The organism is Micromonospora musae, from assembly GCF_003626635.1.
GTDB classification, from domain to species: Bacteria; Actinomycetota; Actinomycetes; order Mycobacteriales; family Micromonosporaceae; genus Micromonospora; species Micromonospora musae.
The window spans coordinates 38800-55100 of record NZ_RAZT01000016.1 but is presented as its reverse complement, the minus strand read 5'-3'; the positions used below and the strand labels follow the sequence as shown (position 1 = coordinate 55100).

General features: G+C 71.4%; 16 protein-coding genes. 5 read left to right on the top strand and 11 right to left on the bottom strand.

Annotated elements, in window-relative coordinates; translation table 11 throughout:
• The first annotated feature begins 1 nt into the window (after position 1).
• A complete protein-coding gene (locus D7044_RS26785; protein WP_120678771.1) occupies positions 2–763 on the top strand; it encodes an SDR family NAD(P)-dependent oxidoreductase in 762 nt (253 codons plus the stop codon).
• 70 nt (positions 764–833) lie between these two features.
• Here the strand turns inward: D7044_RS26785 and D7044_RS26780 are convergent, their stop codons facing one another.
• From D7044_RS26780 to hrcA, 3 genes are all read right to left on the bottom strand, one after another.
• Positions 834–1568 (bottom strand): 16S rRNA (uracil(1498)-N(3))-methyltransferase, encoded by a 735-nt coding sequence (locus D7044_RS26780; protein ID WP_120678773.1) that lies wholly within the window; start codon positions 1566–1568, stop codon positions 834–836.
• A gap of 51 nt (positions 1569–1619) precedes the next feature.
• Entirely contained in the window at positions 1620–2765 is a 1146-nt protein-coding gene (dnaJ, locus tag D7044_RS26775; protein ID WP_187398848.1) for a molecular chaperone DnaJ, read from the bottom strand.
• A 64-nt stretch (positions 2766–2829) separates the two neighbouring features.
• Entirely contained in the window at positions 2830–3852 is a 1023-nt protein-coding gene (gene hrcA / locus D7044_RS26770; RefSeq protein WP_120678777.1) for a heat-inducible transcriptional repressor HrcA, read from the bottom strand.
• Positions 3853–4101: 249 nt separating this feature from the next.
• On the opposite strand from hrcA, the gene D7044_RS26765 reads away from it, so the two are divergent.
• Complete coding sequence (locus tag D7044_RS26765; protein ID WP_120678779.1) at positions 4102–4713, top strand: DUF4870 domain-containing protein; 612 nt, start codon at positions 4102–4104, stop codon at positions 4711–4713.
• Between the two features lie 75 nt (positions 4714–4788).
• On the opposite strand, the gene hemW is transcribed toward D7044_RS26765, so the two are convergent.
• A complete protein-coding gene (gene hemW, locus D7044_RS26760; RefSeq protein WP_199716780.1) occupies positions 4789–6012 on the bottom strand; it encodes a radical SAM family heme chaperone HemW in 1224 nt (407 codons plus the stop codon).
• Positions 6013–6031: 19 nt separating this feature from the next.
• On the opposite strand from hemW, the gene D7044_RS26755 reads away from it, so the two are divergent.
• The 3 genes from D7044_RS26755 to D7044_RS26745 all read left to right on the top strand — a co-directional run bounded on the left by D7044_RS26755 (position 6032) and on the right by D7044_RS26745 (position 9070).
• On the top strand, positions 6032–6832 hold the full coding sequence (locus tag D7044_RS26755; protein WP_120690535.1) for an enoyl-CoA hydratase family protein: 801 nt from the start codon (positions 6032–6034) through the stop codon (positions 6830–6832).
• Between the two features lie 249 nt (positions 6833–7081).
• On the top strand, positions 7082–7945 hold the full coding sequence (locus tag D7044_RS26750) for a hypothetical protein (protein ID WP_120678784.1): 864 nt from the start codon (positions 7082–7084) through the stop codon (positions 7943–7945).
• A 219-nt stretch (positions 7946–8164) separates the two neighbouring features.
• Positions 8165–9070, top strand: a complete 906-nt coding sequence (locus D7044_RS26745; RefSeq protein WP_120690534.1) for a phytanoyl-CoA dioxygenase family protein — start codon at positions 8165–8167, stop codon at positions 9068–9070.
• Between the two features lie 139 nt (positions 9071–9209).
• Here D7044_RS26745 and D7044_RS26740 read toward each other — a convergent pair whose 3' ends face one another.
• The 7 genes from D7044_RS26740 to lepA form a co-directional block, all read right to left on the bottom strand.
• A complete protein-coding gene (locus tag D7044_RS26740) occupies positions 9210–9851 on the bottom strand; it encodes an MOSC domain-containing protein (protein WP_120690533.1) in 642 nt (213 codons plus the stop codon).
• Positions 9852–9899: 48 nt separating this feature from the next.
• Complete coding sequence (locus D7044_RS26735; RefSeq protein ID WP_120690532.1) at positions 9900–10730, bottom strand: carbohydrate ABC transporter permease; 831 nt, start codon at positions 10728–10730, stop codon at positions 9900–9902.
• Positions 10727–11713 (bottom strand): carbohydrate ABC transporter permease, encoded by a 987-nt coding sequence (locus D7044_RS26730; RefSeq protein WP_120678792.1) that lies wholly within the window; start codon positions 11711–11713, stop codon positions 10727–10729. Before D7044_RS26730 ends, D7044_RS26735 begins: the two co-directional genes overlap by 4 nt.
• On the bottom strand, positions 11710–12999 hold the full coding sequence (locus tag D7044_RS26725) for a sugar ABC transporter substrate-binding protein (RefSeq protein WP_120690531.1): 1290 nt from the start codon (positions 12997–12999) through the stop codon (positions 11710–11712). Before D7044_RS26725 ends, D7044_RS26730 begins: the two co-directional genes overlap by 4 nt.
• 219 nt (positions 13000–13218) lie before the next feature.
• Positions 13219–13506, bottom strand: a complete 288-nt coding sequence (locus D7044_RS26720; RefSeq protein WP_120690530.1) for a GlsB/YeaQ/YmgE family stress response membrane protein — start codon at positions 13504–13506, stop codon at positions 13219–13221.
• Between the two features lie 274 nt (positions 13507–13780).
• On the bottom strand, positions 13781–14065 hold the full coding sequence (locus tag D7044_RS26715) for a GlsB/YeaQ/YmgE family stress response membrane protein (protein ID WP_120690529.1): 285 nt from the start codon (positions 14063–14065) through the stop codon (positions 13781–13783).
• 353 nt (positions 14066–14418) lie between these two features.
• Entirely contained in the window at positions 14419–16296 is a 1878-nt protein-coding gene (gene lepA / locus D7044_RS26710) for a translation elongation factor 4 (RefSeq protein ID WP_120678800.1), read from the bottom strand.
• Between the last annotated feature and the right edge of the window lie 5 nt (positions 16297–16301).

Below are 16301 nucleotides of genomic sequence, written 5' to 3'. Positions count from 1 at the left end.
CGTGACTTCACGGGCGGTACTGGTGACGGGAGGCTCGCGCGGCATCGGGCGAGCGGTGGCGAAGGCCTTCGCGGCGAGCGGCGACCGGGTGGCGATCCACCACCGGGACTCGGCGGAGCTGGCCGAGGAGCTGCGCGCGCAGCTGCCCGGCGAGGGACACGTGGTGGTCCGGGCGGACCTCGCCGACCCGGACGCGGTCCGGGCGATGGTGGACGAGGCGGCCGACCGGCTCGGTGGGCTGGACGTACTGGTCAACAACGCGGGCACCTTCGGACCCGCCGACCCGCCGCACCCGGTCTTCGAGAGCACCTACGAGCAGTGGCGGCAGCGCTGGCGTGAGGTGCTGGACACCAACCTCTTCGGCGCGGCCAACGCCGCCTGGTGCGCCGCCCAGCACATGCGCGATCGGGGTGGCCGGATCGTCAACGTCTCGTCCCGGGGCGCGTTCCGCGGTGAGCCGGCGAACCCGGCGTACGGGGCGAGCAAGGCGGGCATGAACGCGATGGGCCAGTCGCTGGCCGTGGCGCTCGCGCCGTACGGCATCGCGGTGGCCACGGTCGCGCCCGGATTCGTCGAGACCGACATGACCAACGAGCACCTCAAGGCCGAGCGCGGTGTCGCGGTACGCGCCCAGAGCCCGTTCAACCGGATCGCCCGCCCCGACGAGATCGCCGCCGCGGTGCACTGGCTCGCCTCGCCCGAGGCCGAGTGGGCGACCGGCACCATCGTCGACCTCAACGGCGCGTCGTACCTGCGCAGCTGACCCGAGTTCCGCTCCCCCCGCGGCGACCCACCCGCGCCGAACCCCGGTTCGGATCACCGATCGCGGGGACTCACCAGCGGGAGAGGCGGGTGGCGAGGACGGTGAGGGCGGCGACGCCCGCCGTCGAGGTGCGCAGGACCGCGGGGCCGAGGCGTACGGGGCGGGCCCCCACGGCGACGAACGCGTCCACCTCGTCCGCCGTGATTCCCCCCTCGGGGCCGACGACCAGCACGATCTCGCCGGCGTCGGGAAGCTCCACGGTGGTGAGCCGGTCGGTGGCCTCCTCGTGCAGCACGAACGCGGCGGCCGACCCGGCGAGACGCCCGGCGACCCGGCCGGTCGACTCGTCCGGCGACCCGGCCACCACCGGCAGCCACGGGCGGCGGGCCTGCTTGGCCGCCTCCCGGGCGGTCGCCACCCACTTCTCCCGGGCCCGTACGCCCCGGTCACCGCGCCACTGCGCCACCGAGCGGGACGCCGCCCAGGGCACGATCTCGTCCACCCCGACCTCGGTCATCGCCTGTACGGCCAGCTCGCCGCGATCGCCCTTGGCGATGCCCTGCACCACGACCAGTCGCGGGACGGAGGCGTCGACGTACCCCCGTGCGGTCAGCTCGAGCTCCAGGCTGCCCCGACCGACCGCCGTGACCACGGCGGTGGCGGTACCGCCCTGACCGTCGGCGAGCAGCAGCTCCTCGCCCACCCGCAACCGCTGCACGGTGGCGGCGTGGTGACCCTCGGGGCCACCGAGGGTCAGCGTGTCAGTGGTGGGCAGCGACTCGACCAGGAAGAGCGGGGCGGACACGGTCAACAGGCTAACCTCCTCGGCACCCGGCCGGGACGGCAAGCCGTCGGCTCAGGCGTGACCGTTGAAGGCGTCGCGCATCCGGGAGAAGAAGCCGCCCTGCTTGCTCAGCTCGGCCACCTCTTCGCCCCGGGTCTTGGCGAACTCCCGCAGCATCCGCTCCTGGTCGGCGTCGAGCTTGCTCGGCGTACGTACGTCCAGGTGCACGTAGAGGTCACCCCGGCCGGTGCCGCGCAGGTGTGGCACGCCCCGGGCGCGCAGCCGCAGCGTGCTGGCCGGCTGGGTGCCGGCCTTGACGTCGACCGTCTCCTCGCTGTCCAGCGTCTTGATGGTCAGCCGGGTGCCGAGCGCCGCCGCGGTCATCGGCACGGTGACCCGGCAGTGCAGGTCGTCGCCCTTGCGGGAGTAGACGTCGTGCGGGCGCTCGTGGATCTCCACGTAGAGGTCGCCGGCGGTGCCGCCGCCGGGGCCGACCTCGCCCTGCTGGGCCAGGCGGATCCGCATGCCGTCCTCGACACCGGCCGGGATCTTCACCGTGAGCGAGCGGCGGGTACGCACCCGACCGTCGCCGGCGCAGGTCGGGCAGGGGTGCGGAATGGTGGTGCCGTAGCCCTGGCAGACGGTGCACGGGCGGGCGGAGACCACCTGGCCGAGGAAGGTGCGCTGCACCGACTGCACCTCGCCCCGGCCACCGCACGCCTCGCAGGTGGCGAGGTGGGTGCCGGCGGCGGTGCCCGCGCCCGAGCAGGTGGTGCAGAGCACGGCGGTGTCGACGGTTATCGGCGCCTCGACGCCGAACGCCGTCTCGTGCAGGTCCAGCTCGAGGCGGAGGATCGCGTCGGCGCCCGGCCGGGTCCGTGGCCGGGGCCCCCGGGAGCCACCGGCCGCACCGCCGAAGAAGGCGTCCATGATGTCCTGGAAGCCGACGAACGGTCCGGCCCCACCGGGGCCGCCCGGGCCACCGGCGCCCCCGCCGCCCGGGGCGAGCGGGTCGCCGCCGAGGTCGACGATCTGCCGTTTCCGGTCGTCCGAGAGGACCTCGTACGCGGCGTTGATGTCCTTGAACTTCTCCTGCGCCTCCGGATCCGGATTGACGTCCGGGTGGAACTGGCGCGCCAGCTTGCGGTAGGCGCGCTTGATCTCGTCGTCGGAGGCGTCCCGGTTCACACCGAGAATGCCGTAGTAGTCCCTGGCCACTGCGTTCCGTGTCCTCATGTTCGGTCGCGTTGCGCCGGCCGGAACCGGCCGGACGGTTACTGCTCTAGTTCTGGGCCAGCAGATCGCCCACGTAGCGTGCCACGGCCCGCACGGTGGCGATGGTGCTGGGGTAGTCCATCCGGGTCGGCCCCAGCACGCCAAGGCCACCGACGATCATCGAATTCGGGCCGTAGCCGGTGCTCACCACCGACGCGGCGCGGAGGTTGTCGATCTCGTTCTCGTCACCGATGCGCACCCGCATCGTGCTCTCCTCGACCTCGCCGATCAGCTTCAGCAGGACGACCTCCTCCTCGAGGGCCTCGAGGATCGGTCGCAGCGAGCCCTGGAAGTCGAGCAGGCCACCGCGGGTGAGGTTCGCCGTGCCGGCCAGCGCTATCCGCTCCTCGTGCCGCTCGACCAGCGTCTCCAGCAGCACGCTGGCGAGGGTGGCCATGGCCGGACGCAGGTCGGGACCGACCTCGTCGACCAGCGCCTGCACCAGCGGCGGGGTCTCCGACAGCCGGGTGTCGACGAGCTTCTCGTTGACCAGGCGGCGCAGGTCGGTGACATCGTCGGCGGGGATCGGGCCGGGCATCTCCACGAGCCGCTGCTCGACCCGCCCGGTGTCGGCGATCATGACCAGCATCAGCCGGGTGGTGGAGATCGGCACCAGCTCCAGGTGCCGGACGGACGAGCGGGCGAGGCTCGGATACTGCACGACGGCGACCTGCCGGGTCAGCTGGGCCAGCAGGCGGACCGTGCGGTGCACCACGTCGTCCAGGTCGACGGCGCCGAGCAGGAAGCGCTCGATCGCCCGCCGCTCGGCCGGGCTGAGCGGCTTGACCCGGGAGAGCCGGTCCACGAAGAGGCGGTAGCCGCGGTCGGTGGGCACCCGGCCGGCGCTGGTGTGCGGCTGCCGGATGTAGCCCTCCTCCTCGAGGACCGCCATGTCGTTGCGGACGGTCGCCGGGGAGACCCCGAGCTGGTGCCGCTCGACCAACGCCCGACTGCCGACCGGCTCCTGCGTGGCGACGTAGTCCTCGACAATGGCGCGGAGCACGGCGAGCTTGCGGTCGTCGAGACCCATCCTCCCCACCTCCTACGCGCATCGGCCGCCGGTGTTCCACACCACCCGCGACATTCCTGGCACTCGACTGTAGCGAGTGCCAGTCTACGTCGGCAGACCCGGCAGCGCGATGATCAAGGACGGACCACGGGTGCGGTCTCCGCCCACCCGGGGCCCTCCGGCCGCCCACCGGCGCTCGGCCCGCCGGCCGGAACCACCCGGCGACGCCGCTCTGGCGCGTCATTGTGGCCGCCCCCTACCGTGACGTTCATGACTGAACCACCTCGCCCTCCCGGCGCGGCTGACCCCGGCGACCACCCGGATCCGACCCCGCCGCCGGCAGCTCCCGGCCCGTCCGCCCCGGACGAGCCCACCGCACCACTGTCCGGGTCACCCGGACCAGCCGGCTATCCCCCGCCCGGTGGCTATCCGCCGCCCAGCGGCGGCCAACCCCCGTCGGGCGGCTATCCCCCGCCGGGTGGCTACCCGCCCGGTGCCGGATATCCGACCGGAGGCGGCTACGGCCCGCCGGCCGGCTACGCCAGCAACGAGGACAAGACGTGGGCGCTGGTCGCCCACTTCGGCGGGGCGCTCGGCGCGCTGATCAGCTTCGGGCCGCTCGGCTTCGTCGCCCCGCTCATCGCCTACCTGGCACGCGGGCAGCAGTCCCCGGCCGTACGGGCGCAGGCGTTGGCGGCGCTGAACTTCCAGATCCTCTGGTCCGGCATCGCCTTCGTGCTGCTCTTCGTCAGCTGGTGCCTGCTCTTCCTGCCCAGCGTGGCCGTCGTGGTGATCCAGATCGCGTTCGGGGTGATCGCCGGCATGAAGGCCAACGAGGGCAACGCCTACCGCTATCCGATGTCCGCGAGCTTCATCAAGTGACCCCGGCCGGCCGACGTCCGGTCGGCCGCCCCGGTCCACCTCCGGGCCCGGCCGGACACCGGCCGGGCCTTCGGCCTACGGCAAAAGGTCCCGGACGACGGCGTCGGCGAGCAGCCGGCCGCGCAGGGTGAGTACGGCGCGGCCGGCCGCGTACTCGTCCGGGGCCAGCAGACCGGCGGCGAGCGCCCGATCAGCCCCGGCCCGCCCCGCGCCGTCCAGCACGTCGAGCGGCAGCCCGCTGGCGAGGCGCAGCCGCAGCATCACGTCCTCCATGTGCGCCTCGTCCGTGCCGAGCACCTCCCGGGCCAGCCCCGGCGACCGTCCCTCGGCGAGGCGCTGGGCGTACGCCGACGGGTGCTTGACGTTCCACCAGCGCACCCCACCCACGTGGCTGTGCGCCCCCGGGCCGAGCCCCCACCAGTCCCCGCCGGCCCAGTAGAGCAGGTTGTGACGGCAGCGGGCGGCCGGGGTGCGGGCCCAGTTGGAGACCTCGTACCAGGAGAAGCCGGCCGCGCCGAGCGCCTCCTCCGCGGCCAGGTAACGGTCCGCGGCCACGTCGTCGTCGGGGTACGGCAGCTCCCCGCGGCGCATCCGGGCGGCGAGCCGCGTGCCGTCCTCCACGATCAGGGCGTACGCGCTGACGTGGTCGGCGCCGGCGGCGATCACCTCGTCCAGCGAGCGGGCGAAGTCCTCGGCCCGCTCGCCCGGCGTGCCGTAGATCAGGTCGAGGTTCACGTGGTCGAATCCGGCGTCCCGCGCCTCGGCGGCGGCGGCGGTGGCCCGGCCGGCGCTGTGCCGACGGTCCAGGATCGCCAGCACGCCGGGCGCGGCGGACTGCATGCCCAGCGAGATCCGGGTGTAACCGGCCGCCCGCAGCGCCTTCAGCGACTCGGGCGTGACCGACTCCGGGTTGGCCTCGGTGGTCACCTCCGCGTCGGCGGCGAGCCCCCAGGTGCGGTCGACGGCGTCCAGGATCCGGGCCAGGTCGTCGGCGGGCAGCAGGGTCGGGGTGCCCCCGCCCACGAAGACGGTGTCGACCTGCCGGGGCGGGCCGTCGCCGAGCACCCGGGCGGCGAGCCGCAGCTCGGCCAGCACGGTGTCGGCGTACCCCTCGCGGGTGGCGCCGCCGCCGAGTTCGGCGGAGGTGTACGTGTTGAAGTCGCAGTAGCCGCAGCGGCTGGCGCAGAACGGCACGTGGACGTAGACGCCGAAACCCCGCGCGCCGACCTCGCGGGTCGCGGTGGCGGGCAGCGAACCGTCCGCCGGTACGGGTTCGCCATCTGGAAGGACGCCGGGCATGGCCACTAGTGTGCCCGGCATGACCTCTCCCGACGCGCTCGTGCGGGTCGCCACGGCCCGCGGGGTGACCACCCTCACCCTGGACAGCCCGCACAACCGCAACGCGCTCTCCACCCCGCTGATGACGCAGCTGCTCGCCGGCCTGGCCGACGCGGTCGCCGACGACGGGGTTCGGGTCGTCGTGCTCGACCACGCCGGGCCGGTCTTCTGCTCGGGCGCGGACCTCAAGGAGACCGCCGCCGCCTACGCCAGCGGGTCGGTGCCGGCCGGGATGCTCGGCGACGTGCTGGCAGCGGTCTGGGAGTGCCCGAAGCCGGTGGTGGCCCGGGTGGCCGGGCCGGCCCGCGCCGGTGGCCTGGGGCTGATCGCCGCCGCTGATCTGGCGGTCTGCGCCGAGGAGGCCACGTTCGCCTTCACCGAGGTGCGGATCGGGGTGATCCCCGCGGTGATCTCGGCGACCGTGCTGCCCCGCCTGTCTCCGCGGGCGGCGGCGGAGCTCTACCTGACCGGGGACACGTTCGACGGCCGGCGCGCCGCCGAGATCGGTCTGGTCACCGCCGCGGTGCCGGCCGAGGAGCTGGACGGCGCGGTCGAGCGGTACTGCGACTCGCTGGTCCGGGGCGCGCCGGCGGCGCTCGCCGGGGCCAAGCGGCTGCTGCGCCGGCCCCCGGCCACGGAGCTGCGCGCCGAGGCCGCCGAGCTGGGCGCGTTGTCGACCGGCTACTTCCTCTCCGAGGAGGGGCGGGAGGGCGTGCTGGCGTTCCGGGAGAAGCGGTCGCCCCGCTGGGTGGCCGCGCTCGAGGAGGATTCCGCGGGCTAGGGCCCGTTTCACAAGGCTCGCCCGAGCGAGCCGAGGCCCGGGGCCGGCGCAGCCGGACACGGCCTTACGAAACGGGCCCTAGGCGAACGCCGCCGCGACCGGCGGGTGAGAGGCCGGTCGGAGCGGGAACGCGAGCGCCGACGTGCTCCGGGACGGCGGCACCGCTTCGGGGCGGACGGGCCGGAAACCGCTCGGACGGCCCGCGCGGGGCCACGGGGGACGTACGCTTGTCGAACTGTCGAACTGGGGGTGTGGGTGCGAACTCGGACCGTGGTGGCGGGTGGCGTCGTCCTCGTACTGCTCGCCGTGGTGGGTGTCCTGGTCCTCCTCCGACAGCTCGGCAGCGAGCTGCGCCTGCCCCTGGCCAACCAGTCCTGCACCGTGCAGGCCGACGGTCGGGTGGTGCTCGACGCCGACCAGATGGCCAACGCGGCGACCATCGCGGCGATCGGCGCGCAGCTGGGCATGCCGGAGCGGGGTGTGGTGGTGGCGCTGGCCACCGCCTACCAGGAGTCCGGCCTGCGCAACCTCCCGAACGGCGACCGGGACTCGATCGGCCTGTTCCAGCAGCGGCCCAGCCAGGGCTGGGGCAAGCCGACCCAGATCAGCGACCCGCGCTACGCGGCGAAACGGTTCTACGGGGCGTTGAAGAAGGTGCGCGGCTGGGAGGGGATGCGGATCACCGACGCCGCCCAGCGGGTGCAGCGCTCCGCCTTCCCTGAGGCGTACCAGAAGTGGGCCGACGAGTCGGAGGTGCTGAGCCGGGCCCTGCTCGGTGACGCGACGCGGGCGGTGGCCTGCTCGGTGGGGCGTACGCCGGTGATGCGGGGCGCGGCCGCGGCGGCGGCGCTGACCCGGAGCCTGGAGCTGGACTGGGGCGTGGTCGGCAGCGCCGCGCCGGCGGAGCTGACCGGGCTCACCCTGGCCGCGACCGGCCAGCGGGACGGCTGGCGGTACGCGCACTGGCTCGTCTCGCACGCCCAGGACCACGGGGTGAAACGCGTCCGGTTCGAGGACCTGGAGTGGACCGCCCGCGACGGCAAGTGGGTCGAGGTGTCCGGGAGTTCGGACGCCGGCGCCCGGGTGGTCGCCGAGGTCTTCGCCGAGGGTTGAGTCGATCCCGACTTCTCTACCGTCGGTTATCGCACAATCCGGCAAACTACCCAAATCGCCGCTTTGACCTTGCGATCGCCACGCTCCGTGATCGACCCACTCCCCATGGTCCGCGATCCGGCAAATCACCGCCTTCCGCCCCTCCCGGCTCACGGGTGACCGCGTTACGATCGGCGCCCTGTGCCAGAGAATGTTTCGCCTCATGGGGAGGGGTACGACGTGGCGTTCGACTACGACGGCCGCACCGGTTACGAACCGATCAGTGACGTAGACCGCAAGGAGTTCCAGGAGCAGGGCTTCCTGCTGCTGCGCAACGTCCTGACCGAGGAGCACCGGGCAGCGCTCGAGGAGGCGGTCGACCGCGTCTACGCCGAGGAGAAGGCGAAGGGCAACACCAAGAAGGACGGCACCCTGCACCTGCTGGGCTTCCTCGACCGGGACGAGCTCTTCGGCGACCTGCTCACCCACCCGATCGCCTTCCCGTACATGTGGGGCCTGGCCGGGTGGAACCTCTACTCCCACCACAACCACCTGGACGTGACCCCGCCGGCGCTGGAGCCGGAGAAGCCGTACTGGGGCTGGCACCAGGACGGGTACCGGCAGAACTCCGACCCGGAGACGATGGACCCGAACCTCCCGCGGCCGATGTTCTCGCTGAAGGTCGCCTACGTGCTCTCCGACCTCTCGGAGACCGGACGCGGCGCCACGAAGGTCATCCCCGGCAGCCACCTGTGGAACTCGCTGCCCCGCCCGGACGACGTGACGGTGCACAACCCCGACCCGGAGGGCACGGTGGAGATCACCGCCAACCCGGGCGACGCGTTCATCTTCGACCGCCGCCAGTGGCACTCCCGGTCGACGAACCTGTCGAACATCACCCGCAAGATGCTCTTCGTGGGCTACACCTACCGGTGGATCCGCCCGCTGGACGAGCTGCACATCGACCAGGACAGCGAGTGGTGGGCCAACCGCACGCCGGTGCAGCGCCAGCTCTGCGGTGAGGGCACCCACACCGCGAACTACTGGGGCATCAACTGGGACGGCTACGTCGACGACGAGATCCCGCTGCGCAAGGAGCTCAAGGAGCGCAACCTCCTCGACCGCAAGATCCCCTGGCTCCGCTGAACCATTGAGAAAGGCCCCCTGCTCCGGGTGGAGCAGGGGGCCTTTCCGCACACCCGGCTCGGGGCCGGCAGCCGGGGATACCCCGTCAGGCCCGTCCGGCGACCACGACCGGCCCGGACCGCCCGGCGACCGCCCCCGGTCAGGCCCGTCCGGCGACCCGGCGGCGCACCTTCTCCCGGGTCTTCTCCGGCAGCTCGGCCACGTCCAGCAGCCGCGGCAGCAGCTCCGGCTCCAGGTTGAGCGCCCGGAACACCTCGCCGACGGTCACCCCGTGCGCGGGCCGCTCCACCACCTGGACGGGATCACCCGCGCCGACCTCCCCCGCGCGCAGCACCCGCAGGTACGCCCCGGGCAGCGCCCGCACGGTGAACCGTTTGATCAGATCCGGCAGCCCCCAGAAACCGGCGAACGTGCGGCACGGCGTACGCGGCTTCGTCACCTCGAGCAGCGCCGACCCGATCAGCCACTGTTCACCGATCACCGCCCCGGTCACGTCCACCCCGGAGGTGGTGAGGTTCTCGCCCAGGCCGCCCGGCCCGACCGGCCGGCCCAGCTCCCCCGCCCACCAGGCCGCGTCCTCCTCCGCGTACGCGTAGACCGCCTGGTCGGGGCCGCCGTGCACGGCCCGCTCGCCGATGAAGTCGCCGGTCACGCCGTCGACCCGGAACAGCACCGGGCCGTCGACCGGCCGCTTGTCGATACCGCTGCGACCGCTCGCGTCGCCCGCCCACTCCGCCACGGTGGCCGCCCCGACGTTCACCGATGCCACTCTGCCCGTCATGGCGGTCAGCCTAACCGCCGTCCCGGTGTGCGAGCCGACGCCGAGGGTTCAGCCCTTGACGGCTCCGGCCACCAGCCCGGAGACCATCCGCCGCTGCACCAGCAGGAAGAAGACGATCACCGGCAGGGTGAAGAGGGTGGACGCCGCCATCACCGGCCCCCAGGCCGTGTCGTCCCGCCCGAAGAAGAACGTCATGGCCACCGGCAGGGTGTACCGATCCTGGTCGTTGATGAAGGTGAGCGCGAAGATCAGCTCGTTCCACGCCGTGATGAAGGAGAAGATGCTGGTGGCGACCAGTCCGGGGGCGACCAGCGGGAAGAGGATCCGCCGGAACGTCTGGGCGCGGCTGGCCCCGTCGATGGCGGCGGCCTCCTCCAGCTCCTTCGGCACCGCGGCCACGAAGCCACGCAGCATCCAGACCGCGAACGGCAGCGAGAAGCCCAGGTAGGTGAGGATCAGGCTGGGCAGCGTGTTGTAGAGCCCGAGCCGCTGGATCATCAGGAAGAGCGGAATGACCAGCGCCTCCAACGGGATCATCTGCACCACGAGCAGCATGATCAGGAAGCTGGTCCGCAGTCGGAACCGGAACCGGGCCACGGCGGTCGCCGCCAGCAGCGCGACGAGGCCGCTGAGCACCACGGTGGCGACCGCGACCAGGGCGCTGTTGAGGAAGAAGTCGGCGAAGGTGACCCCGGGGATCAGGTTGCCGGTCAGGATCTCCCGGTAGTGCTCCAGCGTCGGATGCGTCGGCACCGGCTGCGGGGTGGCGGAGAAGATGTCCCGGCTGGGCTTCAACGACGTGGCGATCATCCAGTAGACCGGGAAGGCCGCGAAGAGCGCCACCAGCAGCCCGGCGCCGTTGAGCGCGACCCGCTTCACAACTCGTCCTCCTGCTTGAGCACCATCCGTACGTAGAGGCCGGTCACCACGAGCAGGATCACGGTGAGGATCACCGCGATGGCCGCGCCGAGCCCGTACTTCGGCGGGGGCGAGAAGGCCTCCGCGTACGAGTAGATGGAGAGCATGAACGTCGACCGGTCCTGGGTGCCGCCGGCCAGCACGAACTGCTGGGTGAAGACCTTGAAGTCCCAGATCGTGGAGAGCACGATGAGGATCCCGAAGACGGGGCGCAGCAGCGGAAACGTGATCCGCCAGAAGACCCGCCAGGGGTTGGCCCCGTCGACCCGGGCCGCCTCGTGCAGCTCACTCGGTACGCTCTTCAGCCCGGCCAGGACACTCACCGCGATGAACGGGAACGAGTGCCAGACCACGACGAGGGTCAGGATCGAGAAGAAGAGCAGCGGGGAGTTGAACCAGCCGTAGCCGGTCCAGTCGCTGCGCCCGAAGAGCGCCTGTGACAGCCCGTCCGGCAGCGCGTTGAAGAGCCAGGTGACCAGCCCGCTGGTGTCGTCGAAGATCCACTTCCAGACGATCGTGCCCGTCAGCGCCGGGGTCGCCCAGGCGAGCATCACGCAGCTGGCCACGAAGGTGGCCATCCTGCGGCCGAGCCGGTTGAGCAGCAGGCCGACCAGGGTGCCCAGGATCATGGTGAGCACCACGTTCGCCGCCGCGAAGAGCACGGTGTTGCGCAGCACCGTGAGGAAGAACGGATCCCCCAGGATCTGGGTGTAGTTCTCGAGCCCGATCCAGGGCCACTCCCGGTCCCCGCGCAGCTGCCGGACGTTGTTGAGCCGGTGGAACGACATGGCCACCACCTGGCCGAGCGGCCAGAGCAGCAGCCCGCCGATGACGACCAGGCAGGGTAGGAGCAGCAGGTACGGGAGGCGGTCGACCGGCCGACGCCGCCGCGCGGGGGTCTCCCGCGCGGCGGACGTCTCCGGAGCGTCGGTCAGCGTGGTCACTTGGCGTTGAGGATGCTTTCCATCTCCGCGGCCGCGTCGGCGGTAGCCTTCTCGACCGTCTTCTGACCCTTCATGACCGAGCTGTTCATCGCCTGGGTCACCGTCTTGGTCCGGCTGACCTCCACCCACTTCGGGGTGACCGGCGTGAGCTTGGTGTTCTGCATCGTGGTCGCGAACGCCGCCATGATCTTGTCATTGGCGTACGTGCCACCGCTCACCAGATCCTGGTAGACCGGGAAGAAGCCGAGGCTGTCCGCGAAGGTCTGACCGTTCTTCTTGTTCAGTAGCACGGTCATGTAGTCCCAGGCGAGGTCCTGGCGCTCGCTGTCCTTCCAGATGGCGATGTCCGAGCCACCGGCGAAGCCGGGCGCCGGCTTGCCGTCCGGGCCGGGGATGGGGAAGGTCCCCCACACCTTCTCGATGTCCGGGTTGTCCTTCTTGATGGCGCCCTGCTGCCAGCTGCCGGCGAACGCCATGGCGGCCTTGCCGGTGGCGAACTGGGTCCGGGCGTCGATCTCGTTCCAACCGGCGGCGGCCGGCGGGGCGACCTTGTGCACGGTCACCAGGTCGGTCCAGAACTTGACCGCCTTCTGCGCCTCCGGCGTGGTGTAGCCGGACTTCCAGGTGCCGCCCTGGTCGGCGGCGATCTCGCCGCCCGCCGCCCAGAGGAAGGAGTAGAACGGCAGCTCCGAGTTGCCCGGAACGGCGATGCCGTACGTGTTCGGCTTCTTGGCCTGCACGGCCTTCGCCACGCTCACCAGCTCGTCCCAGGTCTTCGGCGGCTGCACGCCCGCCTCGGCGAACCAGTCGGTGCGGTAGTAGATGGCGCGCGCACCGGCGTACCACGGCACGCCGTACTGCTTGCCGTCGAGCTGGGCGTTGCGCACCAGGTCCGGCAGGAGGTCCTTGCCCTCCGCCCAGCCGCCCATCCGTCCACTCAGGTCCGCGAGGGCCTCCTGCGCCGCCCAGCCCTGGGTCTCGGTGTTGCCGAGCTCGGTGACGTCCGGCCCCTCACCCCCGGCGAGCGCGGCCTGGAACTTCTTCGGCGCCTCCAGCCACGGGATGTACTGCACCACCACGTCGGTGTCCGGGTGCTTCTGCCGGAACTCGGTCTCGACGCCGTCGAGGAACTTGGTCTGGGCGTCGCCGCCCTCGCCCATCATCCAGACCGTGAGCTTGCTCGTGTCGGCCGCCTCGTCGTCACCCGAGCCGCCACAGCCGGTCAGCACCATCGCGGCCGCAGTCACCACGGCGGTGACCGGGGCCAGCCGCTTCCACCTGTTCACGCCACATCTCCCCTCGCACCGCCTGGCACTAACCTTTACCGCCGCACCTTAGTAGGAAAAAATCCTTTACGACAGTGGGGCGCTTCGTCGGGAGGCGACGCGACCGTATCGCAGGTCGGGGCCGCAGGGCAGGGGTCGCGACAGACGAATCCGGCCGTACCTAACCGAAGGGGCGTCCGACCAGCTGGTCGGACGCCCCTTCGTGAGTCGATGCGTGAACTACCGATGGGTGACGCTGCGGCGTCGGCCCACCCCGGCCACCAGGGCCACCGCGATCGCCGCCAGCACGACCTGCACCAGCAGCTCGCCCCAGTCCACACCCGAGGTCTCCGTCGCGATCCCCAACGCCCGCGCCAGAACGGTGCCGAGCAACGCGGCACCCACACCGATCAGCATGTGCAGCCAGATCGGCATGTCCTGCCGGCCCGGGACGACCAGGCGGCCCAGCGCCCCGACGATCAGACCAACGATCAGCGCAGTGATGATGCCCCAAACGGTCAGCTCCATGGCCGCCCTCCTTCGAAACGTCCCTCACGTCGTGTGCGTGCTGTCTCGACGACTAGGTTCCCGATCGGCCCGATCGGCAAACCGACGTTCCGGGACAGTGCCCGCCGGACAGGTCGAGAAGGCTGCTTTCCACCACGTCCCGGGCTCGCCGCCAGCACCCCGCCGCCCGTGTTCGTCGTCGAGCGGCGGCGACCCCACGCACGCCGACGGGCGCCCGACCCGTTCGGTCGGACGCCCGTCGCGGCACGTCACCGGCCGTACGCCGGCGCGATGGTCAGCGGGTGACGTGGCGGCGTCGGCCCACCCCGGCCACCAGGGCCACCGCGATCGCCGCCAGCACGACCTGCACCAGCAGCTCGCCCCAGTCCACACCCGAGGTCTCCGTCGCGATCCCCAACGCCCGCGCCAGAACGGTGCCGAGCAACGCGGCACCCACACCGATCAGCATGTGCAGCCAGATCGGCATGTCCTGCCGGCCCGGGACGACCAGGCGGCCCAGCGCCCCGACGATCAGACCAACGATCAGCGCAGTGATGATGCCCCAAACGGTCAGCTCCATGGCCGCCCTCCTTCAAGAATGAGCCACACGAGGTGTGCTTCCTGTCGTGGGCGCTAGAGTTCCCGAGCCGCGGAGAGGCCAAACCGGACCGAACGCAGAACGTCCACCGGCTTCGATGCGAATGGTCGGGCCGGAGCACCGTCCACCCAGGTCGAAGCCGGTTGGACGTATCCGCCGACCGAGCGCCCGCCGCCGAAAATTTCCGTCTCGACGGCCCGGAACGCCGACGGCCGGCACCCCGAGACAGCCTGGAACGTCGACGGCCTCGAACGCAGACGGCCTCGAACGCCGACGGCCGGCACCCGCGGCGGAGCGCCGTACGGGTGCCGGCCGTCGTACCGACCGGAGCCGGACTACTTCTTTCCGGCGGACTTGCCCTCGGCGGAGTCCGAGGAGAGCGCGGCGATGAAGGCCTCCTGGGGGACCTCCACCCGGCCCACCATCTTCATCCGCTTCTTGCCCTCCTTCTGCTTCTCCAGCAGCTTCCGCTTACGGCTGATGTCACCGCCGTAGCACTTGGCGAGCACGTCCTTGCGGATCGCGCGAATCGTCTCCCGGGCGATCACCCGACTACCGATCGCCGCCTGAATCGGCACCTCGAACTGCTGGCGGGGGATCAGACTGCGCAGCTTCGCGGCGATCGACACCCCGTAGTTGTACGCCTTGTCCTTGTGCACGATGGCGCTGAACGCGTCGACCGGCTCGCCGTGCAGGAGGATGTCGACCTTCACCAGGTCGGACGCCTGCTCGCCGGAGGGCTCGTAGTCCAGCGAGGCGTAGCCCTTGGTCCGGCTCTTCAACTGGTCGAAGAAGTCGAAGATGATCTCGGCCAGCGGCAGCGTGTAGCGCAGCTCCACCCGGTCGGCGGAGAGGTAGTCCATGCCCAGCAGCGTGCCCCGTCGCCCCTGGCAGAGCTCCATCACCGCACCGACGTAGTCGTTCGGCGTCAGCACGGTGGCCCGCACCGTCGGCTCGTACACCTCGGCGATCTTGCCGGTCGGGTACTCGCTCGGGTTGGTCACCACGATCTCCTGGGCGTCCTCCTGGATGGCCCGGTAGACCACGTTCGGCGCGGTGGAGATGAGGTCGAGGTTGAACTCCCGCTCCAGCCGCTCCCGGATGATCTCCAGGTGCAGCAGGCCGAGGAAGCCGCAGCGGAACCCGAAGCCGAGCGCCCCGGAGGTCTCCGGCTCGTACGTCAACGCGGCGTCGTTGAGCTTGAGCTTGTCCAAGGCGTCGCGGAGGTTGGGGTAGTCGGACCCGTCGATCGGATAGAGGCCGGAGTAGACCATCGGCTTCGGATCCTTGTAGCCGCCGAGCGCCTCCGTCGCCGGATTGGCGTTGATGGTGACCGTGTCACCGACCCGCGACTGGCGCACGTCCTTCACGCCGGTGATCAGGTAGCCCACCTCGCCGACGCCGAGCGCGTCGGCCTTCACCATCTCCGGGGAGATGACGCCGATCTCCAGCAGCTCGTGGGTGGCGCCGGTGGACATCATCTTGATCCGGTCGCGGGCGCCGATCCGACCGTCGATCACCCGGACGTAGGTGACCACGCCGCGGTAGACGTCGTAGACCGAGTCGAAGATCATCGCCCGGGCGGACGCGTCGGCGTCGCCGACCGGCGGCTGGAACTGCCGGACGATCTCGTCGAGCAGGTACGGCACGCCCTCGCCGGTCTTGCCGGAGACCTTGATGCAGTCGGCCGGGTCGCCGCCGATCAGGTGAGCCAGCTCCTCGGCGTACTTCTCGGGCTGGGCCGCCGGCAGGTCGATCTTGTTGAGCACCGGGATGATGTGCAGGTCGTTCTCGAGCGCGAGGTAGAGGTTGGCGAGAGTCTGCGCCTCGATGCCCTGCGCCGCGTCCACCAGCAGGATCGCGCCCTCGCAGGCGGCCAGCGACCGGGACACCTCGTAGGTGAAGTCGACGTGCCCCGGGGTGTCGATCATGTTGAGCACGGCCTGCTCGCCGGCCCGGTCGCCCTCGCGGATCGTCCACGGCATCCGGACGGCCTGACTCTTGATCGTGATGCCGCGCTCGCGCTCGATGTCCATCCGGTCGAGATACTGGGCGCGCATCTGCCGCGGGTCGACCACGCCGGTGAGCTGCAACATCCGGTCGGCCAGGGTCGACTTGCCGTGGTCGATGTGGGCGATGATGCAGAAGTTCCTGATGCGGGCCGGGTCGGTGGCACCAGGAGCGTTCGCGCCGGAATCGAGCGTCGGAGGCACAGCTG